This window comes from Kitasatospora sp. NPDC089509 (assembly GCF_044749365.1).
In the GTDB taxonomy this organism is placed as follows: domain Bacteria; phylum Actinomycetota; class Actinomycetes; order Streptomycetales; family Streptomycetaceae; genus Kitasatospora.
Genome location: NZ_JBIVHS010000007.1, coordinates 52,175 through 75,555 on the forward strand (window position 1 = coordinate 52,175; position 23,381 = coordinate 75,555).

General features: G+C 73.2%; 20 protein-coding genes. 5 read left to right on the forward strand and 15 right to left on the reverse strand.

Going from position 1 to position 23,381, the window contains the following annotated elements:
- The 3 genes from ACIP4P_RS16965 to ACIP4P_RS16975 all read right to left on the reverse strand — a co-directional run bounded on the left by ACIP4P_RS16965 (position 1) and on the right by ACIP4P_RS16975 (position 2,545).
- Complete coding sequence (locus ACIP4P_RS16965) at positions 1-585, reverse strand: DUF4865 family protein (RefSeq protein ID WP_400919024.1); 585 nt, start codon at positions 583-585, stop codon at positions 1-3.
- Positions 586-661: 76 nt separating this feature from the next.
- Positions 662-1,228 (reverse strand): TetR/AcrR family transcriptional regulator, encoded by a 567-nt coding sequence (locus tag ACIP4P_RS16970; protein ID WP_350513435.1) that lies wholly within the window; start codon positions 1,226-1,228, stop codon positions 662-664.
- A 297-nt stretch (positions 1,229-1,525) separates the two neighbouring features.
- Positions 1,526-2,545 (reverse strand): LLM class flavin-dependent oxidoreductase, encoded by a 1,020-nt coding sequence (locus tag ACIP4P_RS16975; RefSeq protein ID WP_400919027.1) that lies wholly within the window; start codon positions 2,543-2,545, stop codon positions 1,526-1,528.
- Positions 2,546-2,947: 402 nt separating this feature from the next.
- Here ACIP4P_RS16975 and ACIP4P_RS16980 point away from each other — a divergent pair, with 402 nt between their 5' ends.
- Complete coding sequence (locus ACIP4P_RS16980; protein WP_400919030.1) at positions 2,948-3,940, forward strand: aldo/keto reductase; 993 nt, start codon at positions 2,948-2,950, stop codon at positions 3,938-3,940.
- A gap of 185 nt (positions 3,941-4,125) precedes the next feature.
- On the opposite strand, the gene ACIP4P_RS16985 is transcribed toward ACIP4P_RS16980, so the two are convergent.
- From ACIP4P_RS16985 to ACIP4P_RS17010, 6 genes are all read right to left on the reverse strand, one after another.
- On the reverse strand, positions 4,126-5,199 hold the full coding sequence (locus ACIP4P_RS16985; protein ID WP_400919033.1) for an LLM class flavin-dependent oxidoreductase: 1,074 nt from the start codon (positions 5,197-5,199) through the stop codon (positions 4,126-4,128).
- Positions 5,200-5,202: 3 nt separating this feature from the next.
- Positions 5,203-6,108, reverse strand: a complete 906-nt coding sequence (locus ACIP4P_RS16990) for an ABC transporter substrate-binding protein (protein WP_400919036.1) — start codon at positions 6,106-6,108, stop codon at positions 5,203-5,205.
- A 93-nt stretch (positions 6,109-6,201) separates the two neighbouring features.
- Positions 6,202-6,945: an ABC transporter ATP-binding protein gene (locus ACIP4P_RS16995; protein WP_400919039.1), complete on the reverse strand. Its 744-nt coding sequence runs from the start codon at positions 6,943-6,945 to the stop codon at positions 6,202-6,204.
- Entirely contained in the window at positions 6,942-7,772 is an 831-nt protein-coding gene (locus tag ACIP4P_RS17000; RefSeq protein ID WP_400919770.1) for an ABC transporter permease, read from the reverse strand. The genes ACIP4P_RS16995 and ACIP4P_RS17000 overlap by 4 nt, the downstream gene beginning before the upstream one ends.
- 71 nt (positions 7,773-7,843) lie before the next feature.
- A complete protein-coding gene (locus ACIP4P_RS17005) occupies positions 7,844-8,872 on the reverse strand; it encodes an NrtA/SsuA/CpmA family ABC transporter substrate-binding protein (protein WP_400919042.1) in 1,029 nt (342 codons plus the stop codon).
- Between the two features lie 222 nt (positions 8,873-9,094).
- The gene (locus ACIP4P_RS17010) at positions 9,095-10,120 is read right to left on the reverse strand and encodes an ABC transporter substrate-binding protein (RefSeq protein WP_400919045.1); all 1,026 of its coding nucleotides are present in this window, start codon (positions 10,118-10,120) and stop codon (positions 9,095-9,097) included.
- A gap of 415 nt (positions 10,121-10,535) precedes the next feature.
- Between ACIP4P_RS17010 and ACIP4P_RS17015 the strand changes: the two genes are divergently transcribed.
- Entirely contained in the window at positions 10,536-11,318 is a 783-nt protein-coding gene (locus ACIP4P_RS17015; protein ID WP_400919048.1) for an IclR family transcriptional regulator, read from the forward strand.
- 141 nt (positions 11,319-11,459) lie between these two features.
- Here ACIP4P_RS17015 and ACIP4P_RS17020 read toward each other — a convergent pair whose 3' ends face one another.
- The 5 genes from ACIP4P_RS17020 to ACIP4P_RS17040 all read right to left on the reverse strand — a co-directional run bounded on the left by ACIP4P_RS17020 (position 11,460) and on the right by ACIP4P_RS17040 (position 17,879).
- Positions 11,460-12,248 carry a winged helix-turn-helix domain-containing protein gene (locus tag ACIP4P_RS17020; protein WP_400919051.1) on the reverse strand — a complete coding sequence of 263 codons (789 nt, stop codon included), beginning with the start codon at positions 12,246-12,248 and terminating at the stop codon, positions 11,460-11,462.
- 880 nt (positions 12,249-13,128) lie between these two features.
- A complete protein-coding gene (locus tag ACIP4P_RS17025) occupies positions 13,129-13,677 on the reverse strand; it encodes a GTP-binding protein (protein ID WP_400919772.1) in 549 nt (182 codons plus the stop codon).
- A gap of 139 nt (positions 13,678-13,816) precedes the next feature.
- Entirely contained in the window at positions 13,817-14,221 is a 405-nt protein-coding gene (locus ACIP4P_RS17030) for a DUF742 domain-containing protein (protein ID WP_400919774.1), read from the reverse strand.
- A gap of 245 nt (positions 14,222-14,466) precedes the next feature.
- On the reverse strand, positions 14,467-14,886 hold the full coding sequence (locus ACIP4P_RS17035; RefSeq protein WP_350513424.1) for a roadblock/LC7 domain-containing protein: 420 nt from the start codon (positions 14,884-14,886) through the stop codon (positions 14,467-14,469).
- The gene (locus ACIP4P_RS17040; protein ID WP_400919055.1) at positions 14,883-17,879 is read right to left on the reverse strand and encodes a nitrate- and nitrite sensing domain-containing protein; all 2,997 of its coding nucleotides are present in this window, start codon (positions 17,877-17,879) and stop codon (positions 14,883-14,885) included. The genes ACIP4P_RS17035 and ACIP4P_RS17040 overlap by 4 nt, the downstream gene beginning before the upstream one ends.
- 523 nt (positions 17,880-18,402) lie before the next feature.
- Between ACIP4P_RS17040 and ACIP4P_RS17045 the strand changes: the two genes are divergently transcribed.
- Complete coding sequence (locus ACIP4P_RS17045; protein WP_400919058.1) at positions 18,403-20,232, forward strand: AMP-dependent synthetase/ligase; 1,830 nt, start codon at positions 18,403-18,405, stop codon at positions 20,230-20,232.
- A 251-nt stretch (positions 20,233-20,483) separates the two neighbouring features.
- Complete coding sequence (locus ACIP4P_RS17050; protein ID WP_400919776.1) at positions 20,484-21,626, forward strand: polysaccharide deacetylase family protein; 1,143 nt, start codon at positions 20,484-20,486, stop codon at positions 21,624-21,626.
- Between the two features lie 156 nt (positions 21,627-21,782).
- Here the strand turns inward: ACIP4P_RS17050 and ACIP4P_RS17055 are convergent, their stop codons facing one another.
- On the reverse strand, positions 21,783-22,181 hold the full coding sequence (locus ACIP4P_RS17055; RefSeq protein ID WP_400919060.1) for a hypothetical protein: 399 nt from the start codon (positions 22,179-22,181) through the stop codon (positions 21,783-21,785).
- A gap of 276 nt (positions 22,182-22,457) precedes the next feature.
- Here ACIP4P_RS17055 and ACIP4P_RS17060 point away from each other — a divergent pair, with 276 nt between their 5' ends.
- Entirely contained in the window at positions 22,458-23,345 is an 888-nt protein-coding gene (locus ACIP4P_RS17060) for a nitroreductase/quinone reductase family protein (RefSeq protein WP_400919063.1), read from the forward strand.
- Positions 23,346-23,381 lie beyond the last annotated feature (36 nt).

Here is a 23,381-nt window from a genome sequence, read left to right on the forward strand (position 1 = left end):
TCACCAGTGGCGACCGGCCGGCAGCCGGTCGAGTTCGGGGCGGGACAGGTGCAGCACCCGGTAGCGGGCACCGGGCACGTCCTCGGGGGCCGGGCCGTGCCAGAGGGCGAGGCTGAGCAGTTCCCAACGGCTGGGGTCCACGGCGACGACGGCGGTGTGCAGGGCGGGGTGCGCGTGCTGCGCGGGGAGTTCGGCCAGCGCCCGTTCGACCGCCTCGGCCGGGTCGGCGGCCTCGGGGAGCCGCACGGTCGTGCGGGTGGCGGTGGTCGGGGCCTCGGTCCGGCTGCCCTCGGCCAGGCCCGCGCCGAGCCAGTGGTGGACGACGGGGCGGCCGAAGTCGGCGCTCAGACCGCGGAAGCCCGGGCCCCAGAGGAATCCGTTCATGCCCTCGGCGGTGCGCCAGAGGTAGAACGGCGCGTACTGGTTGACCGGCGAGCCGTCCTGACCGCGCTCGCGGACCAGGTAGACCTTGAGGCCGAGGCCGGGGTGGGCGTCGAGCAGGTGGCCCTTGTCGGCCACGCGCTTGCGGATGATGCCCATGTCGTAGTCGGCGGGGAGGGTGATCTCGTACTGCATGGCGTGCACGGCGGGACTCCCGGGCTGGGCGGGCTTCGACGGTGGTTCGGCTGGGCCTCGGCCCGCAGCCGGCGGGCTTCGGTCGTCAGGCCCGGCGGTGGGCGGCGAGCAGGCCGAGGGCGCCGCGGACGGCCTGGTCGAAGGGCTCGGCGCTGTCCGCCGCGCGAGCCAGGACGTAGCCGCCCTGGACGACCGCGACCACGGCGGCGGCGGTGTCCGCCGGGTCGAGGCCCGGGGCGAACTCGCCGTGCGTCTGCCCCTCGGCGACCAGGTCGGCGATCCGGCCGCGCAGCCAGTCGAACGTCTCCTCGACCGGGGCGCGCAGCTGCGGGTCGGCGACCACGTCCGGGTCCTGGGCCATCCGGCCGATCCGGCAGCCGCGCAGCACCTCGCGGTCGCGCTGCAGGTAGGCGGCGATCCGGTCGTACGCGGTGCCGGGGGCGGCCAGGTCGGCCTCGGCGATGCCCCGCATCTGCTCGGCGCTGCGGCGAAGGGCGGCGGCGGCGAGGTCGGGCTTGCCGGTGAAGTGGTGGTACATGCTGCCCTGGCCGACGCCGGAGCGCTGCTGGATGGCCTTCGGGCTGGTGCCGACGTAGCCGCGCTCCCAGAGGAGTGCCTGGGTGCTCTCGATGAGGCGGTCCTGGGTGCTCATGGCTCCACTGTACATACCAGTAGGTACAGCGGGAAGCGGTTTTCCTCACCGGGCAGGAGCGCACAGTGGGGGCAGGCGGCGGGTACGCGCAGTGGGAACGCGTAGTGGGAGCGCGCGACGGGAGGGCCCGCGGAAGAACAGAGGGCCGTGCGCCGCCCCCCGGCGGCCACGGCCCCTCGACCGTTCGTCATCCCCCGCGCCACCGACGGGCATTCCGTCTCCGCCGGTGGCGCGCGTCACGTCACGTACCGTGGCGGACGTCACACGGAGTAGGCGCCGACCGGCGGGGCCGGCCCCTCAGGGGAGTTCGCGCCGGATCACCGGGGCCACCTCCTCGGCGAACAGCTCCAGCTGCTCCCGCTGGGCACCCTCGGTCAGCGCGTCCACCCCGATGCCGACCACCTCGTTGCCGAAGGCCTCGTGGTAGCGGTGGATCTTCTCGACCACCTGCTGCGGACTGCCGACCAGGGCCGACCCCTCCTCCAATGCGTCCTCCAGCGACCCGAACGGCGAGTTGTTGTGCCTGCCCGCCGCCGAGTTGAACATCGCGTCCCAGTACGGGCGGAAGCCCTCGACGGCGTCCTGGGAGCGCTTCGCGACGTACAGCCCACCGAAGCTCGCACCCACCCGGGCCTCCTTCGGGTCGCGGCCGTAGTGCTCCCAGCGCTCGCGGTAGTGCTCCACCAGGGCCCGGTACTTCGCCAGCGAATGGAAGGAGTTGGCGGAGAACAGCGGGTCGCCGAAGCGGGCGGCCAGGTCGGTGGACCCGGTGCTCGTCGCGCTGCCGTGCCAGACCGGGATCGGTTCCTGCAGCGGGCGCGGCCAGACGGTGGCCTCGGTGAGCGGCGGGCGGGTCGACCCCTGCCAGGTCACCTTCTCCTCGCGCCAAAGCCTGCGCAGCAGTGCGTAGTTCTCAGCGAGCGCCTCCCACTGACGCTCCTCGGGAAGGCCGAACAGACCGGAGTGGCGCGGATCATTGCCCTTGCCGATGATCAACTCGACCCGTCCGTCGGAGAGTTGGTCCAGCAGTGCGTAGTCCTCGGCGACCCTGACCGGATCCAGGACACTGAGCACGGTCACCGCGGTGAACAGCCGGATGGTGGTGGTGCGGGCCGCGATCGCGCTCAGCAGGACGGGCGGCGCCGGGGAGAGGAACGGCTCGCCGTGCCGCTCCCCCACCCCGTAACCGTCGTAACCGAGTTGCTCGGCCAGGACGGCCTGGTCGATCACGTTCCGGAGCTTCTGCTGCGGACTGCGCCGGACCCCGGTGACCGGATCGGGGGCGTTGGCGACGAGGGACGAGACGGTGAACCGCACGGCGGTCTCCTTGGGGCGCTCGATGGTCGAAGGACGGGAGGGCGCTGGGCCGCTCGGAGCGCTGCGGGTACGGGTGCGGTACGGGCACGGCGGCGCTGCGCTCGGGCGGGCAGCACCGGGGCGGACCGGGGACCGGAATCGGAGCCCGCACCGGGGCGGGTCTGGATCCAGGACGGACCCGGCGGGCGAGGCCGCTCGGCGGCGGCCTCAGCGCGCGGTGCTGCGGCGGGTGCGACGACAACAACAGCGGGGCGCGGCGGTCACGGTCCGGACTGCCATCACGCTCCCCCTCGCCTCGCTCGTCGCTCTGTACGGCCCACACGGTCCTCCGCGAGGATAAGCAGCGGCCGGAAAGTCGGGCAAGGGCTTGATCGGGCGGGCCCGGCTGGCAAGATGTCCGGCATGAGCTACCTCGCCGCGGATGACCGCTATGCCTCGATGACCTACCGGAAGGCCGGCCGCAGTGGCGTGCAGCTGCCCGCCGTCTCGCTGGGGCTCTGGCACAACTTCGGTGACGCCCAGCCGCTGGACGTGCAGCGGGCAGTGCTGCGCCGGGCCTTCGACCGGGGTGTCACCCACTTCGACCTGGCGAACAACTACGGCCCGCCGTACGGCAGCGCCGAGCGCAACTTCGGCTACCTGTTCGCGCAGGACTTCCGGCCGTACCGCGACGAGCTGTTCATCGCGACCAAGGCCGGCTGGGACATGTGGCCCGGCCCGTACGGCAACGGCGGCAGCCGCAAGTACCTGCTGGCCAGCCTGGACCAGTCGCTGGGACGGATGGGGCTGGACTACGTCGACGTCTTCTACTCGCACCGCTACGACCCGGAGACCCCGATCGAGGAGACGATGGGGGCGCTGGACAGCGCGGTGCGCTCGGGCAAGGCGCTCTACGCGGCGATCTCCAACTACCCGGCCGAGCAGCATCGGGAGGCGGTGGCGATCCTGCGCGAGCTGGGGACGCCGGTCCTGCTGAACCAATCGGTGTACTCGATCCTCAACCGGAAGGTCGAGGAGGCCGGGGTACTGGACGCGGTGGGTGACACCCAGACCAGTCTGATCGCCTACTCGCCGCTCGCCCAGGGGCTGTTGACGGACCGCTACCTCTCCGGACAGGTGCCGGTCGGGTCGCGGATGTCGGTCGGCAAGTTCCTGAAGGAGGAGGCGCTGACCGAGCAGAAGCTGGAGCAGCTGCGGGCGCTGAACAAGGTCGCCGAAGGGCGCGGGCAGAGCCTGGCGCAGCTGGCGCTGTGCTGGGTGCTGCGGGACCCGCGGGTGGTGTCGGTGATCATCGGGGCGAGCAGCGTGGCCCAGCTGGACCAGAACCTCGACGCGCTGGCCGGGGGGCCGCTGACGGAGGAGGAGCTGGCCGAGATCGACCGGCTGAGCCTCTGAGGGTGACGACAGCGGACGGATGACGGCGGGCGGGTGACGAATGACGGATGACAGATGACAGATTTCGAAATCTGTCATCTGTTATCCGTTTGCTGTCATCTGTTCGCTGTTATCCGTCAGCTGTCATCTGTTCGCCGACGCTGTCGCCCCCGGTCGACGGATCAGCGGATCAGCGGATCGGCAGGTCAGCGCCGGATGCCCAGCGCGGGCAGTACGGTCTCGGCGACCCGGTGGGCCTCCTCCAGCAACGGGTTGCCGGAGAGGATGAAGGTGTCGACCCCCAGGCTCTCGAACTCCTTCAGCCGTTCGACCACCTGGGCGGTCGAGCCGACCACCGCCGTTCCCGGCCCGGGGCGGAACAGGCTCATGCCCGGCCAGAGGTTGGGGTAGGCCTCCAACTCCCGGGCGCGCGCAGGGACCTTGCCGCCGTGCTGGCGGAACTGGCGCTGCCAGCCGACGCCGTCCTCCCCCTCGACCGAGCCCAGCTGCCGGGCGTACGTGGCCTGGCTGGTCACGTCCAGCAGCCGGTCGGCGGCCGCCCAGGCCTCGTCCTCGGTGTCCCGGACGATCAGGTGCAGCCGCAGGCCGATCCGCAGGGTCCGGCCGTGGGCGGCGGCGCGTTCGCGCACCAGGTCGAGCTTCTCCCTGAGCAGGTTCGGGGGTTCGCCCCAGGTGAGGTACACGTCGACGTGCTGGGCGGCCATCTCGATGCCGGCCGGCGAACTGCCGCCGAACCAGAGCGGGATGCCGCCGGACTGCACCGGGGTGAGCTCGCGCAGGCTCGCGCCGGCGTTCGTCAGTCGGTAGAACTCGCCCTCGTGGTCGAAGACTTCGCCGCTGGTGAGGCGCCTGACGATCGACCAGTACTCGGCGCTGAGCCGGTAGCGGTCGTCGTGCTCGACGTCCAGGCCGTACTCACGCAGCTGTGCGGTGGAGCCGTTGACCACGTTGAAGCGCAGCCGCCCGCCGTACTGGTGGTCGAAGCTGAGTGCCATCTTGGCCAGCAGGGTGGGCGAGACCAGTCCGGGGTGGACGGCCAGCAGCGGCTTGAAGGCCGGTCCGGTGGCGGCGGCGAGCGCGCTGCCGAGCGTCCAGACGTCGTACAGGTCGGTCGCGAGCAGCGCGCCCGTATAGCCCAGGCGCTCGACACTGCCCGCGAGTTGCTGGAGGTAGCGCAGGTCCACCGGGCGACGGCCGGCCGGCTCCCAGGGGTAGTGGCCCTCGCGCGGGATGATGTACCAGAGGACTTCGGAGGCCACGGCTCAGCTCTCCTTCCCGAGCGCGGCGGCCACCGGGGCCTCCAGGGCGGGCAGATGGGCGTCGGCGACATTCAGCGCGCGGTCGATGAAGCCGACCCGGTGGAAGATGTCCGCGGCCTCCTGCTGCTCGGCGATGAACTCGGCCGTGGCGGGCTCCAGTTGCCAGGGCAGTGCGGCGAGCGCGGTGCGCCAGTCGGCGAGCGCCCCGCCCAGTTCCCCGGCCGCGATCGCGGCGGCCTCGGCCGGGTGGGCCGCCACCCAGGCGTCCGCCCGGCGCAGTGCGGTGGCGACGGCGGCGACCACCTCCGGGCGCGTGGCGGCGAAGTCCCGGCGGGTGAAGAAGACCGAGCGGTCGGTGATGACGTCACCGGTGCGGATCAGCTCGCGAAACTCCCCACTGCGGCGGGCGGCGGCGAGCTCGGCGCCCTGGGCGATCCAGCCCGCGATCCCGCCTTCGCGCAGCCGCCGGGCCTGGTCCTCCCCCGCCGCCGGACGCTCCGGGGTGACGTCCTCGCCGTACGAAAGCCCGTGCGCGTGCAGGGCCTTGGCGAGCAGATGGGTCTGCCAGGAGCCGACGCCGAGGACGACGGTGCCGCCCTTGAGGTCGGCGACCGTACGGACCGGTCCCCCGTCCAGCACCAGCAGCGCGCCGTGGTCGGGGCGGGGCGCGGAGACGACCGCGTACACCAGGTCGTGTCCGGCCGCCTGGGCGGTGATCGGCGGGGTCGAACCGGTGCCGCCGAAGTCGATGGTGCCGTCGGCGAGCAGCTCGCCGGTGCGGGTGCCGTCGGTGTAGTGGTGGAACCCGCCGGTCTCGCCGAGCGGGGACAACTCCTCGTCCAGATAGGGCAGTCGGGCGAGGTAGTAGAGCGAGGGGTTGCTGGCGTGGACGCCGAGGGTGACGGTCATCTGGTCAACTCCGGTGGTGCGTGCGGTTTCTGCGGGAGGACTGCGGAGGCATGCGCGGGGTGGCGGGGTACGCGGGGTACGGCGGTCCGCCGCTCAGTGGACGCCCAGATCGGCGAGCAAGCGGCGGCGCAGGTCGGCGAAGGCCGGGTCGGCGGGGTCGCGGGGCCGGTCGACGGCGACCGGCTCGTCCCGGACCAGAAGGCCGTCGCGGAGCACGGCGACCCGGTCGGCGAGCCGAACGGCCTCGTCCACGTCGTGGGTGACCAGCAGGACGGCCGGACGGTGGCAGCGGACCAGGTCCCCGACCAGGTCCTGCATGCGCAGCCGGGTCAGGGCGTCCAGGGCTGCGAACGGCTCGTCCAACAAGAGGAGTTGCGGCTCGCGGACGAGCGCCCTGGCCAACGCGACGCGCTGCGCCTCACCGCCCGAGAGGGTGGCCGGCCAGGACTCGGCGTGCCGCTCCAAGCCGACCTCGGCGAGCGCCTTCAGCCCGGTCGCCCGGGTCGCGGCGCCGCGCGGCAGGCCGACCGTGACATTGGCCAGCACCCGCTTGGAGGGCACGAGTCGGGGTTCCTGGAAGACCACTGTACGGACCGGCGGGACGAGCACCGTGCCCTCGTCGGCCCGGTCGAGCGCACCGAGGATGCGCAACAGGGTGGTCTTGCCGGTGCCACTGGCCCCGAGCAGGGCGACGAACTCGCCCCGGGCGATGGAGAGGTCGACACCGTCGAGGACGGCCCGGGTGCCGAACACCCGTCGCAGGCCGCGCAGATGGACGGCCGGAGTGGCCGCGGGGGTCACGGCGGGAGTGCCGACCGGAGTGGTAGGGGACGTCATCGGGCGCCTCCTGGGACGGCCCGGCGCCACGGCATCAGCAGGCGTTCCAGGACCCGGACGACGCCGTCGGCGACGAGGCCGAGCAGCCCGTAGATCAGGATGCAGACGGCGAGGACGTCGGTGCGTGAGTAGTTCTGGGCCTGGGCCATCAAGTATCCGATGCCTTCGGTGGAGTTGATCTCCTCGGCGGCGATCAGGGCGATCACGCTGAGCGTCATGGAGAGCCGCAGCCCGGAGAGCAGCGAGGGCAGCGCACCGGGCAGCACGACCGTACGCACGATCGCCCAGCGGCCCAGGCCGAAGCTGCGCATCGCCTCGACCAGCTTGCGGTCGGTGGCGCGGACGCCGCCGGAGGCCGAGACGTACATCGGGAAGCTGGTGGCCACGCCGATCAGGGCGACCTTCGCGGTCTCGGTGATGCCGAACCACACCATGAACAGCGGGACGAGCGCCAGGAACGGTACGGTGCGCAGGACTTGGATCGCCGAGTCGAGCAACTCCTCGCCGAGCCGGGTGAATCCGGTGACCACGCCGAGCACCAGGCCGGTGCTGGCGCCGAAGAGCAGGCCGAGTCCGGCCCGGGTGAGCGAGACGGTGAGGGCGTCGGCCAGCTGCCCGTTGCCCCACAACTCGCCGACGGCTTCGGCGACCTGGGCGGGTGAGGCGAGTACGTCCTGGGTCAGCGCCCCGGTGGCGGAGGCCAGCGCCCAGCCGCCGAGCAGGGCCAGCGGGCCCAGCGTGCGCAGGAGGGCGGCGAGCGCCCGGGGGCGGGGGCGTCGGCGCTCGGCCCGCGGGGGCACCAGACCGGCAGCCAGGGCGGCGGCCAGGGCGGCCTCGGTCTCCTCGGCGGCGTGCGCCGGCTGCGGTGGGCCGTCCGCTCGTCCCGTTGCCGGGGCGGTCACTTGGCACCGTCCCCGAGCTTGTCGATGTCGATCAGATAGGGCTTGACGTCGACCAGTTGCTTGGTGACCTTCTGGTCGGCGAAGAAGCGGGCGACGGTGCCGAAGCGGGCGGTGTCCGCCTCGGAGATCGCGGCGGCCGCCGCACCCTGCCGACCGACGTTGACCGCGACGTCCTTCTCGGCCGCGGTGACGGCGGTCGGGCCGGAGTCGGTGAACACGTTGAGGTAGGCGGCCGGGTCGGCCTTCTCCTTCAGGCCGTTGTCGCGCAGGTACGCGTAGAAGGCCTTGACCACCTCGGGTTGCTTGTCGGCGAAGCCGTTGCGCACCGCCCAGACCGCGTAGTTGTCGGAGCCGATCGCCTTGCCGTCGACCAGGAAGTGCGCGCCCGCGTTGGCGATCGTGGGGGTGGAGAAGGTGTTCCAGGTCGCCCAGGCGTCCACCTGGCCGGAGTTGAAGATCCCCGAGGTCTGGTCGGCCCGCAGGTAGACCCGCTGGACCTGGTCGGCGGGGACGCCGTTCTTCTCCAGCGCCTTGAGCAGGAGGTACTCGCTGGTGCCGCCCTGGGACACCGCCACCTTCCGGCCGACCAGGTCCTGCACGGTCTTGATGGCGGAGTCGTTCTTGACCAGGATCCCCTCACCGACGCCGTCGGGAGCGGTCTGGGCGAACAGCTTGAAGCCGGGCTTCTGGGCGAGCGCGGCGACGGCCGAGGTGATCGAGCCCTGGGCGACGTCGAGTTGGTCGGCGGAGAGCGCCTGGGCGGCGGGGGCGAAGGGGCCGGCACTGCCCGTCCAGGCGACCTTGGCGTGGACGGCCGCCAGGGCCTGGTCCAGCGAGCCGTCCTTCTTGCCACGGGCGAGGAAGCCGTTGTTGCCGGGGTCGGGCAGGCGGAGCACGACGTCCGTCGTGCCACCGGCCCCGCCCTCGGCGGAGCCCTTGGCCCCGTCGGCGGTCGAGCCGCAGGCGGCCAGGGCGGTGGAGGCGAGCAGCGCGGTGGCGGCGAGGGCGAGGCGGGCGGTGTTCACGGGGGTCTCCAAAACAAGTGACAGATGACGGCGAACAACTTTCAGATGTTGTTCGCTGAACCCTGTTGTCTGAACTCTGTTCGCTGAAAGTTGTTCGCTGAAAGTTGTTCGCCTGCGGCCGTCCACTGGGGGACGTTCGCCGACGGCTGTTCGTCGAGCGCTGCCGATGGAGCGGGGCCGGAACCGCCAGACGGAGGAACGACCGGACGAACGACAGGACGGTCAGCCGGTCACGCCCCGCCGTTCGCGCAGCAGCGCACGGGCGGCCCGGAGCGGCTCCGGGTCGGCCCAGGCGCGGACGTCCACCGACGCGGCGAGGAACCCCTGTCCGCCGAGGAATCGTTCCTGTTGCGCCAGCAGTTCAAGCCGCTCCTCCGAGAGATCCAGGTGCAGGGTGCGGTGACCACCCGCCGCGTACGCCCCAGCGACACCCTCCGCGCCGGCCCCCGTCTCGGCCTGCAGGATGCGGGCCACCTCCGCCGGGCGCTCGGCCGCCCAGTCGGCGGCCTCCAGCAGGACGGCCAGGAACCGGGCGACCAGCCGCGGGTGTTCGTCCAGCAGCCGCTGGTGGACGGTGACCGGCCGGGGCGTCCCGTTGTTCACCCGGGCCCGGCGGTCCGGCGCCGTGTCCAGTTCCACCGCCACCTCCGCGCCGATCCGGCGGGCGGCCTCGACGGCGAGCGCCCCCTTCACGTACACCGCGTCCACCACACCGTCTCGCAATGCGGACAGTTCGGCGGACCACTGCCCGCCGCCCCGGACCGCCGGGACGTCGACCAGCTCGACGTCCGCCAGCCCGAGACCGGCCAGCCCCAGGGCGCCGCGGAAACCCGCCAGTGCCATCGCCCGCCAGAAGTCGATGCCGATCCCATGACGTGGGATCGCCAGTCGCAGCCCGCGCAGCTGGCCGGGCTCACCGATCCCGCTCCCGGCCCGGACCAGGACGACCTGCCGCTCCTCGATCCAGGTCAGCCCGATCAGCCGGGTCGGCTCGCCCCGCGAACGGGCCCACAGCGCGGGCACGTTGCCGCCCTCGCGGAACAGCCCGGTCAGCGCATGGGTGTAGTGATGGTCGGCGGCCACCTCCGGCGGGGCATCCTGGAGCGAGCGGACGGCGATCCCGTCGGCGGCGAACTCCCGGGCCAGCCAGCCCTGGTCGGCCGCGATCCCGGTCGCGGTGGGCACCGGGCAGCGGGTGAACCAGAGCGTCTCGGGGAGGGCGGGCGAACCTGGCGAACGACTGGACACGGGAGTTGTTCCTCTCCGGGGGCTCCGGCGGCAGCCGGAAGCAGCGGCGATCGAGTACGTTGCGGGCCATCGGGCCTCGGGCGCAGCAGAGTTGTGACCGGCGAGCGGTGACAGGAGCGGGTGGCGCGGGGTGCGTCAGCGACAACAGGCACAGGAGGGGAGACACCGGTGGGACATCACGGCGCCACTCCTTCCTGTTCGGGCGCGCCCCGGCCCGAGGGGTTGGGCAGCGCGATGCGAGGAGCGTTCCACGGTGGCCGAACCGGAGGCAAGCCTTTGCCACATGGTGGGATCAGTTGTTCATCAATGCCTTCCCATTGCAACACCGTTGACACATTCCCGCAGCACCGGCTGCCCTACGCTGAGACTCCCTCCGGCGGTCCGCCCGGAGCCACCCGACCGAACGCGAGTTGCCATGGCCGAGGCCGCCACCGCCGTCCAGAACCCGCCGGCCGGTGCGCAGGCCGTCCAGCGCGCACTCGGGCTGCTGCACTGCTTCCACGACAACGGCCCGGACCTGAGCGCCTCGGACCTGGCCCGGCGGATGGAACTCCCGGTGTCCACCGCGCACCGGCTGGCCCGCACTCTGGTCAGCGCCGGGTTCCTGGAACAGGACGAGCAGACCGCCCGCTACCGGCTCGGCCCGGCCGTCGCCGAACTCGGCCAACTCAGCTTCCACCAGCGCGGACTGCACCTGGCCGGGCCCGAGCTCGACCTGCTCGCCCGGCGCACCCAGACCACCGCCGACCTGGCGATCCGCAGCGGTCCGCACGCGGTGATCCTGGTGGGCGGCTCGGTCCGCCCGGACACCGGCCTGGGCTTGCGCCGGCCGCTGCACTCGACGGCGCTCGGCAAGGTGCTGCTCGCCTGGCCGCGGTCGGGTGAGACCGCGGTGGCCGCGCTGGGTCCGCTGGCCTCCTTCACCGACCGCACGATCACCGAACCTGCCTCCCTGGAGGAGGAGTTGGCCAAGGTCCGGGCCGCCGGTCACGCCCTGAACGACGGAGAGTCGGCCGCCGGGGTGCGGACCGTCGCGGTGCCCGTCCTGGACGCGGCCGGGCAGGCCCGGTTCGCGCTCGCGGTCCGCTCGACTCCCGCGCACCTCACCGACGACCGACTGGGCTGGTTCCTGGGCCACGCCCGGACCTGCGCCGACGCCCTGGCCGTCCTCCTGCTGCCGCCCGACCAGCGCCCCTGAGTGTCCGGCCCGACCGCCCGGCCCGACCGCGCCCTGACACGCCGACAAGCCGCAGCGGGCCGCCCGTTCACGGAACGAACGGACAACCCGCTACGGCGCTGGACGACTTAACGACTCGGCGAATCGGCGAATCGGCGACGGTCAGTTGACCGGCGTGTACTTGTACCCGACCCGACGCACCGTCACGATCGAGTCCCGGTAGGCCGGTCCGAGCTTGCGACGCAGCCGGGCGACGTGGACGTCGACGGTGCGGCCGTCGCCGACGTGGCCGTAGCCCCAGACGGCCGAGACCAGGTGGTCCCGGGTGTGCACCCGCTGCGGGTGCTCGGTGAGGTGGGCCAGCAGCTCGAACTCCAGGTAGGTGAGGTCGAGCAACCGCCCGTCGACATAGGCGTTGCGCCGCTCGGCGTCGACGCTGATGCCGCGGCCGGCGGGTCGGACCGGGCGGACGGCGCCCGGAGCGCCGCCCGACAGGGCACCGGTCGCAGCGGCCCCGGCCGCACCGGCCGCGCCGGGCACGCCCGCCGGGGCGGACAGGCCCTCGGCCGGCACCAGCACCAGGTAGCCGACCATCGGGTGCCCGGCGGCCGCGCCGGCCTGCGCACCGTACTGGGCGAGCAGGCCCTGCGGCAGCAGTCCGTGGGGCAGCGCGGCGACGACGGTCGCGCCCTCCGGCAGGGCGGCGAGCAGCGAGGCGGGGGCCGGCGGTGCGACCGCACCGGGCTGCGGGCCGACGACCGGTCCCGCGCCGCCCTGGCGGTTCGGCGCGAGGGCCTGGCCCACGCCCGGGCGGTGCGGCCCGACGGCCGGGGTGTGCGGCGGGACGGCGGAGACGGACGGGAGGACGGAGACGGGGTGAACGGACCGGACCGCGCGCAGGTGCGGGGTCGCGGCGGGCAGGGGCAGGGTGGCCGTGGAGGAGGAAGACATGGTGTGCCGCTCATTTCGCGCGTGACGGACGGGGTGGAGTCGTCTGCGCGTCGACCGGGCGTACTGCCGGAGCTGGACCGGGTGGGCCGGTGTCAGCGGGCGGAGGGCCGGGACGCGCTGGGCGAGCCCGGACACGTCTGATCGAACAGGTGCGGCTGCCGCGACGGCCAGAACGGTTCGAGGTCGAGGTGACCCCGCCGGCCGTCCCGGGTGAGACCGTCGACGCCGGGGGGACCGGCGACACCGGGGGATTTGCTGGGGCAGGCGATGTTCACTGGTGGTTTCTCCGCTGGGCGGGGCCGGATCGGTCGGCCGCGGACGCACCTGACGGGCGATCCGCTACGGCCTGGTCGACGGGGTCGGCGGTGCGTCGGGCGGCAGCGGCCCGCGTGGGCCGGAGGTGCCGGGGACGTACCGGGTCGGGGCGAGGCCGGTCAGCGACAACAGGCGCTGCAGATCAGCGCGTGGTCGATGTAGCGGCGGACGGTGAGCACCGGCATGACGGGGCCGGGCACGGCGGTGATGCGTCGCTGGCCGACGGTCATCCCTGCTGCCCTCCCCCTTCGTCCTGCCTCGTCGTGCTGCGGGTGCGCGGCGACCTGCCGCGCTCCGGTGTGCGGCGACGGTGCCGCGTCGGATCGTCGAAGGCCGGTGGCCGGTCGGCGGCGTCCGTACGGACCCACCGGCCCGAACGGACCGGTGTGAACAGGACGTTCCCGACCTTCCCGACGGCATGGCCGGGACGGCTTTCGTCCACAGAGCCTTCCACGCCCGAGCCTGTCTAGGCAACCTTCCGCACGACGAGCGTCCGCCATGTGGACGGCCGAATGAGACGTCGGGTGCACGAAGCACTCCTGACCAGCGGCGATCCCACGGAGTCTCAGGTCCGCGCGGCGGCCCGGCGACGGCGGTCGGCGGCGTGCTCGACCAGGGCGACCAACAGTTCCTTCCCGTCCTCCCGCAGCCGCGCGTCGCAGAGCATCACCGGGATCCCCGGGTCGAGGTCCAGCGCGTCCCGGACCTCCTCCGGGGCGAACCGCTCGGTGCCCTCGAAGCAGTTGACCGCGACCAGGAACGGGATGCCGCGCTGCTCGAAGAAGTCCACCGAGGGGAAGCAGTCGGCCAGCCGCCGGGTGTCCGCGATCACCACCGCGCCGAGCGCGCCGCGCGCCAACTCGTCCCAGAGGAACCAGAACCGGTCCTGCCCGGGCGTGCCGAACAGGTAGAGCGCGAGGCCCGGCCGCAGGTCGATCCGGCCGAAGTCCATCGCCACCGTGGTGGTGCGCTTGGCCTCCACCCCCGAGGTGTCGTCCACCGGGCGGCCCAGTTCGCTGAGCTCCTCCTCGGTGCGCAGCGGCCGGATCTCGCTGACCGAGCCGACCAGGGTGGTCTTGCCCGCGCCGAACCCGCCGGCCACCAGGATCTTCACGGCGACGGCCGGGCCACCGCGCCAGCGCGGTTCGGTGGCGCTCCGGTCCGACGCCGACGGGGCGCTCGGAGCAGCGCTTCGCACGGCACTCGGCGGGGTGCCCCGCGGAGTGCTCCGCGTGGCACTCGGCGGGATCGGGTCAGAGCGCACGGAGTCCATTGATCACGTCTCGCAGCAGGCGCTCGTCCGGCAGCTCGGCGAGCGGAACGGGTCGGGTGACGCTGATCAGGTCGGCGTCGTAGAGGTCGCCGAGCAGGACGCGCACGACGCTGACCGGCAGATCGGTGTACGAGCCGAGCTCGGCGACGGACAGCGGCTCGTGGCGGCACCAGGCCAGCAGCGTGTGGTGCTCCGGGTCGAGGACGCTCGCGGGCACGGCCCCCGCGTCCGGCCCGGGCTCCTTGGCGGTGATCAGCGAGATCAGGTCGAACAGGCCGTCCTCGACCGGCCGGGTACGGCCCCGGGTCATCGAGTAGAGCCGCACCACCGGGCCGGCCTCGTCGTCGAACCACCGGTCGTCGACGGGGGTGCGCGGACGGAACAGGTCGACCTCCGGGTCGTCCGGGGTCCCCTGCTCCGGCTCCGCGCCGTCGCTCCCGCCGTCGCTCCCGCCGCTGCTCGCGACGCCGTCGAAGCCGACGCCCTCGGCGGGCCCCTCCGGCACCGCCGGGGCCGGGTCGTAGAGCGCCGCCGGGCCGTCGTGCCCCACGGGGCCGTCGAGCACCGCCCGGCCGTCGTGCGCCGCGGGGCCGCCCGGCCCGTCCGCCTTGGGATCCGCCATCGGACCGCTCAGCCCCTCGGCGCGGCGGTTTCGGTGCGCGGTTCGGCGGCCAGGTGCTCGCCGACCCGCTTGACCAGCAGGGCCATCTCGTAGGCGATCTGGCCGATGTCCGCCTCGGCCTCGCTCAGCACGGCCAGACAGCTGCCGTCGCCCGCCGCCGTGATGAACAGGAACGCCTCGTCCAGCTCCACCATGGTCTGCCGGACCCCGCCGACCTTGAAGTGCCCGCCGGCCCCCTTGGCCAGGCTGTGGAACCCGGCCGCGACGGCCGCCAGGTGCTCGGCGTCCTCACGGTCGAGGTCGCGCGAGGCGCCGGTGGCCAGCCCGTCGCTGGAGAGGATCACCGCGTGCCGCAGGGCCGCGACGCGGCCCACCAGGTCGTCCAGGAGCCAGTTGAGGTCCCCGGACGGCTGCGTCGAAGTGGTCATGAATCAGTTCCTTCCGCTGGAGCGGGTGGTGCGGGTACTACGGGCACTGCTGGTACTGCGGTCGTTCCGGGTCCTGCCGGCGCTACGGGTGTCGAGGGTGTCACTGGTGGTACGGGCGGGACCGTCGCAGGGTTCCGCCGGACCGGCTGGCCGGGCGGGATCCGACGGGCCAGCGACGCCCGGTCGGAGTCTCCGGGCGCGGGTGCGGGCAGCGCCGCCGGGGCGGGCGCCGGACTGATCGCCCGCCGGGACGGGTCCGGCGGCAGCCAAACGGGTACGGCGGCGGGCCTGGCGTTCGACGAGCCCGCCGAGCCCGCCGAGCCCTGCGAAGCCGGCGGCCCCGTCCGGCTGAGCGAGCCGGGCGAGCCGACCGGACCGGTGGCCCCGCGTCCCCGGGTGAAGCCGCGCTGGAACGAGGCGAAGGTGGCCCTGGCCTCCTCCGGCGAGCGCTCCCGGGCCTCCCGGGCCTCCGCCGACTCGGCCGACTGCGCGCCCGACCGACCGGCCCGGTCCTCGGGCCCGGCCTCGGCGCGGAGCCGCTCCTTCGCCTGCTCCTTGAGCTGCGGCGCGAGGTTCGCCTGCCGGACCCGCCGGGGCAGGCCACCAGGTGTCCGGGGCACCGCGTCCACCGGCACCGCATCCGCCGGCACCACGTCCACCGGCACCGCATTCGCCGAAGACGGCTCCACCGAAGACGGGACCACCGGCCCCACGTCCACGGGAGCCGCGTCCGGGAACGCCGCCGCCTCCGCCAGGTCCCGCCGGTGCCGCCCCGTACCCGCTCCGCCGTCGACGTCCGCCCCCGGCGCGGGCACCAGCACCGGTCCGCCCTTGGTCCGCGCCGCCCGGCGCGGCAGCCCGTTGGCCGTGCGGCCCGGCTCGGGCGCGGACGGTCGCGGACCGCCGCTCCCCCGGTGCCGCCCGCCCGTCCCCGCCACGGGCGCCGAGCCCGCCGGCGCATCCGTGGCCGTACCGGACGAGGCGGAGGAGCCCGGGTCGGGCACCGCGACCAGGTCGCGTCGTCCCGCCGTCCGGCCCGCCGGGCGGCGTCCCCCGCCCCCGGTCGCACCGGCCGCGGGCGGCTCGGGCAGCCCGTCCGGCGCCTCCGCCAGCAGTTCGCGCGGGATCAGCACCACGGCCGTCGTCCCGCCGTACGGGGAGGGCCGCAGGTGGACCCGGATGCCGTGCCGGCGGGCGAGCCGGCTGACCACGAACAGTCCCAGTCGGTCGGTGTCGGCGAGGTCGAACTCCTGCTCCACCGCGAGTCGTTCGTTGATCTCGGCGAGCAGCTGTTCGCTCAGTCCGAGGCCGCGGTCGTCGATCTCCAGCGCGAAGCCGTGGGCCACCACCTCGCCCTGGACGGTGACTTGGGTGGTCGGCGGGGAGAACACCGCGGCGTTCTCCACCAGTTCGGCCACCAGGTGGGTCACGTCCGCGACGGCGCTGCCGAGCAGGCCGGTGCCGGGGAAGGGCCGGACGATCACCCGGGCGTACTCCTCGACCTCGCCGATCGCCGCCCGGACCACGTCCACCATCCGGACCGGCTTGCGCCAGGCCCGCCCCGGCGAACCACCGGCCAGGATGATCAGGCCCTCGGCGTGCCGGCGCATGCGGGTGGTGAGGTGGTCGACCTTGAAGAGGTCCTCCAGCTCGGCCGGGTCCTCGGTGCGGCGCTCCATGGTGTCGAGCAGGGTGAGCTGCCGGTGCAGCAGCACCTGGCTGCGCCGGGCCAGGTTGACGAAGACCGCGGCGACGCCCCGGCGCAGTTCGGCCTGCTCGACGGCGGCCTCCACGGCGGCCCGCTGGACCGCGTTGATGGCCTGCCCGACCTGCCCGATCTCGGCCTGCCCGAAGCGCAGTTCGGGTGTCTCGGCGGCCACGTCCACCGGCTCGCCGCGGCGCAGCCGGAGCATGACGGACGGCAGCCGGGTGGTGGCGAGTTCGTTGGCGGCGTTGCGCAGGCCGATCAGTTCACGGGCCAGGCCACGGCCGATCCGGAACGAGATCAGCACCGAGAGCACCACGGCGACCAGGCCGACGGCGCCGGCGATGCCGCCGCGCCACAGTGCCGTGACGGCCGCGGAGCGACCCCGGTCGTCCAGCCCGGCACCGATCCGGGAGTTGATGGCGGAGAGGTCGCCGAGCGACCGGTCGGCGGTCTGCCGCCAGTCATCGCCGTTGAGCGCCTGGACCACCCGGTCGGGGCCGCCGGCGCCGACGAAGTCGGCCTCGGCACGCGCCAGCGCGCCCCAGGCCTCGCCGCCGCGCAGGGCTAGGTAGTCGGACTGGTCGGCGGGTTCGAGCTCGGCGATGTAGACGGTGAAGAGCGCCTGCTGGTTGTGCAGGGCGTCCAGCGCGGTCTGGTACTGCTCGCCGGTGGGCCGGGTCGCGCCGGTGCGCAGGCCCTCCATGGCCGCGTCCTCCTGCGCCAGGTACTCGCGGGCGCGCACCAGCTCGATCAGGATGGTGCCCTGCCGAGGGAGTTGGCCGCTCTGCCGGGCGACGTAGGCGGACCGGAAGCCGAACACCGGCCTGACCAGGTCGTTGTACTGTCCGAGCGCGAACTCCCAGTTGAGCGCCAGCCGGCCGACCTGGGCCCGCAGCGGGCCGAGCTGGTCGGCGGCGGCGATGATCTGCATCAGGCGGGCCCGCTGGGCGGTGGAGAGCCGGTCGCCGGCGCCGTCCTTCTTCTGCCGCAGCACCGCGAGGCTGCGGTCGGTGGCGGTGGTGGCGTGCTCGAAGGCGTCCCGGGCGACCGGTGAGTTCGGGTCGGCCAGGTGCTGGACGGCCGCGCGGCGCTCGTTCTGCAGGTCGCCCGTGTACTGGTCCACCGCCGCCCCGTACTCCTTGTACGTACGGCTGATCGCCAGCTGGTTCCAGGCGTCCCCGGTGGCGGCGAGCGTCGCGTACGCCCACAGGGCGACGAGCGCGACGATGGGCACCAGGAGCAGCGCGATGATCTTCGCGCGGATCGAGCTGCTGCGCAGACGCATGGAGTCCTCGGTCGGGAAGTGCCAGGCGCGGACGGGGAGCGGTTCGGAGGGTATCCGGGCCGCTGGAGCGGCGGGTTCGGCGGGGCGTGGGGAGCCCTGGGGCGAGGGAGCCGGAGGAGGTCCCGGCCACAGGTCTGCGAGACTCTACTACGCCCTGACCACACGTTCGAGGGCCGAACCATTCCACTTCTTCACCACTTCTTACCTTGTTCCGACCCCGTACCCCGCCCCGCGGTCACCCGGTGCCCCGCCCCGCGATCACCCCGTGGTCGCCCTGTGGTCGCCCTGTGCCCCACCCCGCAGTCGCCCCCCGGCCCGCCGCCCGGACGTCTCCTCGACTCCTCCCCAACTGCGACACCATTCGTACGGGCCCGTGCCGATCTCGTCGCGTCGCCGTCACAACCCTGGGCAGTGACAGGGCGATCCGATAGTTTCGCTCCACCCCGCGCGACCGGGCGCCGCCCTCCGGCGCTCGCGCGCCGGGTCGGCGGACAGCGCCGAGGGACGCGAACCGGGGAGGAATGTGCGCGAGTTCACCACCCCCGCCCCGGCCGGGCCCGAGGCCACCGGAGGACTCGCCGACTCCCTGTACGACACCGCCGACCGCCTCCCCGACCTGGTCCAGCTCTCCCGCCGCACCGGCGAAGGACGCTGGCAGGCCGTCACCGCACGGGAGTTCCGGGACGAGGTGCTCGCCCTCGCCAAGGGCCTGCTGACCCGCGGCGTGCGCTACGGCGACCGGGTCGCCCTGATGTCCCGCACCCGCTACGAGTGGACACTGTTCGACTACGCCCTCTGGTCGATCGGCGCGATCACCGTCCCGGTCTACCCGACGGCGGCACCCGAGCAGGTGCGCTGGATCCTCGCCGAGACCCAGACGGTGGCCTGTCTGGTCGAGGACGAGGACGCCGCGATGACCGTCGGGGCGGTCTGCGACGCCCTGCCCGACCTGACCGGGATCTGGCAGCTGGACCGGGACTGCGTCGCCTCGATCACCGAGGACGGTCGGGACGTCCCGGACTCCCTGGTACACCGCCAACGGCTCGGCGTCACCGCCGACAACATCGCGACCGTCGTCTACACCTCCGGCACCACCGGACGCCCCAAGGGCTGCCTGATCACCCACGCCAACCTGGCCGCCGAGGCCGACGCGCTGCTCGCCGGCTGGGGCGAGGTGCTCCGCGACACCGGCGGCTCCGGCCAGCCCGCCACCCTGCTGTTCCTGCCGCTGGCACACGTCTACGGACGGGCGGTGCAGATCGCGGCGATCCGCGGCGGCTTCCGGATCGGCCACGTCCCCGAGGTCTCCACCGACGCCCTGCTGCCCGCCCTGGAGAGCTTCCGGCCGACCTTCCTGCACGCCGTCCCGTACGTCTTCGAGAAGATCTTCCAGCGGGCCCGACGCGCCGCCGAGGCGGCCGGTCGCGCCGAACTCTTCGAGCAGGCCCGGCAGGTGGCCGTCGAGTGGGCGGCCGCCCGGGAACAGAAGGCCTTCGGCCGCGGCCCCGGGCCCGGCGCGGCCCTGCGGCTGCGCCACCTCGCCTACGAGCGGACGGTCTACCCGAAGTTGCGCGCCGTGCTCGGCGGCCGGGTGCGCACGGTGATGTGCGGCGGCTCCTCGCTACGGCGGGAGTTGGGCCTCTTCTTCACCGGCGCCGGGCTCCACCTGTACGAGGGCTACGGCCTCACCGAGACCACCGCGGCGATCACCGCCAACCCGGCCGGACGACAGAAGCTCGGCACCGTCGGACACCCGGTGCCGGGCGCCTCGGTGGCGATCGCCGACGACGGCGAGGTGTGGGTGCGCGGCGGATCGGTGTTCAGCGGATACCTCAACCATCCTCAGTGCACGGCCGATTCACTGATCGACGGCTGGTTCGGGACGGGCGACCTGGGCCTGCTGGACGAGGACGGCTACCTCACCATCACCGGCCGCAAGAAGGACCTGATCGTCACCAGCAGCGGCAAGAACCTCGCCCCCACGGCCCTGGAGGAACGGGTCGAGGCACATCCGCTGGTCTCCCAGTGCCTGGTGGTCGGCGACGACCGCCCCTACGTGGCGGCCCTGATCACGCTCGACCCGGGCGCGCTGGCGCACTGGCTGAAGACCCACGGACGGGAGCAGCTGGACGCCTGGGCGGTGCTCGCCGACGAGCAGCTGCACGTGGAGGTCCAGCGCGCGGTGGCGGCGGCCAACACGGCGGTGTCGCGCGCCGAGTCGATCCGCGCGTTCCGGCTGCTGCCACGGGAGTTCAGCGTGGAGCAGGGACTGCTGACCCCCTCGCTCAAGCTGCGGCGGGCGGCGATCGCGGAGCACTACGCGTCGGACATCGAGGAGTTGTACCTCTCCTGAACCTCACCGCTCCGCACTATTTCTGACGTGACGTCTTGTCCCGTTCGGGGCTGGTGTGTTCGGCCGCCGGTTCACCTGCCGTTCCCTTGACGGGTCGATTGGTCCAGTCCATTGTTGCTCTTCGGTCCGAGTGCGGCGCACCAGCACCACCCGCTCCCGCCCCTCCGGGAGCGCCCCGGTTCCACGGTTCAGATTCCCGTTCACGCCCTCCCCACGGGCGTGCCCCCACCTGCTGGAGTCCTCACGTGTCGATGTCCACGCGCCTGCCCGCGCGCCTACCTGCCCGCTTGTCCGCGGTGGCCGCCTCCGTCGCACTGCTCACCGCCTTCGCCCTCCCGGCCGCCTCCGCCAGTGCCGGTGCCGGCGCCCCGACCGTCAACCTGGTCACCAACCCCGGCTTCGAACTGCCCTCCCCCAACCTCGCCGACTGGGGCAGCATCCCGGGATGGAACTGCACCGGCGGCCCGGCCGAAGCGGCCGTCACCACCACCGCCGCCCACTCCGGCACCTCGGCCCTCACCGTCACCCCGGCGAACGCCGACTCCACCGGCGAGTGCGCGCAGACCGTCGCCGTCCAGCCCGACACCACGTACACCGCCTCGGCCTGGGTACGCGGCAACTTCGTCTACCTGGGCGCCACCGGCACCGGCCGGGACGTCGCCCCCGCCTGGACCGAGACCACCTCCGGCGGCTGGCAGCAGCTGACCACCCGTTTCACCACCGGCCGGAACGCCCACAGCATCCGGCTGTACGTGCACGGCTGGTACGAGCAGGGCCCGTTCTCGGTGGACGACGTCCGGGTGAACGGCCCGGCACCCGCCCCGGCGACGGCGGCCGGCTCGATCCCGACCACCGACAAGGTCGTCTTCTTCACCGTGGACGACGGCTGGACACGCACCCCCGAGGCGGAGCGGTTCATCGCCGACCACCACCTGCCGATCACGGCGTTCCCGCTGCCGATGCCGGCCGGCACCGACCCGGACTTCTTCCGGCGGGTCACCTCGGTGCCCGGCTCGTCCATCCAGGACCACAGCGTCTCGCACTCCGACCTCAGCAAGCTCCCGCTGGAGCAGCAGCAGGTCGAGATCTGCGACGCGCGGGACGCGATGACCCGACTGTTCGGCACCGCACCGGTGGTGTTCCGCCCGCCGTACTTCGCCTGGAACGCCGACACCCTCCAGGCCGCCGCCAACTGCGGCATCCGCACCGTGCTCACCGCCGACGCGGACTTCAGCTGGGGCGCCTCCAACATCTGGCACCCGGGCCCGCTCCAGCCGGGCGACGTGATCCTGATGCACTGGACCGACACCCTCGCCACCGACCTGCCCCGCGCCCTCGCCGCCGCCGACGCCGCAGGCCTGAAGCCGGCCGGACTGATCGACTACCTGCACTGACCGCATCGGGTCACGGCTGACAACAGACGGATTTCAGCGAACAGATTTCGTCATCTGAACTCTGTTCGCTGAAATCCGTTCGTTGACATCTGTTTGCCGACATCTGTTCGCTGAGACCTGTTCGCTGAGACCTGTCAACTGTTCGCCGCGGCCCGATCAGCGGCCGAACACCTCGACCGTCCAGGCGATCAGCCGCTCCTCGAAGTCGGTGTCGGAGACGATGCCCTGGGCCGGAAACACCCCGGCGCCCGCCGTCTCCCCTTCACACGCCTCGCTCCCCTCGACCGCCCAGTCGCGCGCCAGGTAGTCCACGTCCGCCCAGCCACCGCGGAACAGCACCACGTGCAGTTCGGCACCGGTGCGCGGATCCACCACCTCGACGCCGACCGAATCCGGATCGGCGACCCTACTCCGGTCCGTCTCCAGCGGCTGCGGCCAGGGAGCGCCGTCGGCCCGCCAGGTCGGTGCGCCGACCACCAGGCCGGCCGCGTGCCAGTGCGGGGTCCGGGCGGTGATCCGTTCGGCGGCCCGGTCGAGATCGACGATGTGCTCCACCGCGGTGCCGGCTCCCCTTCGATAGTGATCATGCTCGTTGACAGGGCGTCCGCGGCGTGGCTCTAATGGGGTCGTGCAGCGCGGCGTCGGCCACAGAGTAGTGGGCCGGCCGGCAGCCGAGCCAGCACCTGACGTGTAAAGGGACGATGCGCGATGAACACCTTCTCCGCTGCCCTGATCTGACCTCGGCGGTCACCGCGGTGTCCGCCCGTTCGTCGCGTGGTACCGCGTGTGGCCGCGAATCCCCGAATTCCCAGGAGACTTCACCACACACCTATGTCCATGTCCTTCAATCTGAACGTCATCAAAGAGTTCCGCGCCAACGACGGTCGGGTCGGCGGCCCGTTCGCGGGCGGAGACCTGCTCCTGCTGACCACCACCGGGGCCCGCTCCGGTCGGCCGCACACCGTACCGCTCGGGTTCGTCCGGGCCGAAGGGCTGCTCCTGGTGGTCGCCTCGGCCGCCGGGGCGCCGGAGCACCCGCAGTGGTACCGCAATCTGCTGACCCACCCGGTGGTCCGGGTCGAACTCGGCACCGAGGCCTTCGAGGCGATCGCCGTCCCCGCCGAAGGCCCCCGCCGGGAGCGGCTGTTCGCCGCGGTCGTCCACGCGGCACCCGGGTACGGCGACTACCAGGCGCACACCGAGCGGGAGTTGCCGGTGGTCGTACTGGAGCGGCCCGAAGCGCCACCGGGCCGGCCGCACGAGGTACGCAGCCTGGCCGACAAGCTGCTGGAGACCCACGGCTGGCTACGGGCCCAGCTGCGGCACGTCCGGACGGAGGCGCGGTCGCACGTCCCCGGGCGTCCGGCCGGGCTCGGGCTGCAACTGCGCCAGCACTGCCTGGCGTTCTGTGCCGGACTGACCCACCACCACACCGGGGAGGACTCGGTGATCTTCCCGGCCCTGGCACGCAGCCACCCCGAGCTCGCCGCCGTGCTGGAACGACTCGGCGAGCAGCACCAGGTGATCGGACGGATCAAGGAGGAGCTGGTGGCACTGCTGTCCGACATCGAGGTCGCCGAGCCGGAGCGACTCCGGGCCGAACTGGACCGGATGGCGGACGAGTTGGAGTCGCACCTGGACCACGAGGAGGCGGAGCTGCTGCCGGCGCTCGCCGCGATCCCCTTCCCCCCGGTGCGCCCGACGCCCGACCGGCGCTGACGCGATGGTGCCGCCGTCCGCTCCGGTTGCCCGGGA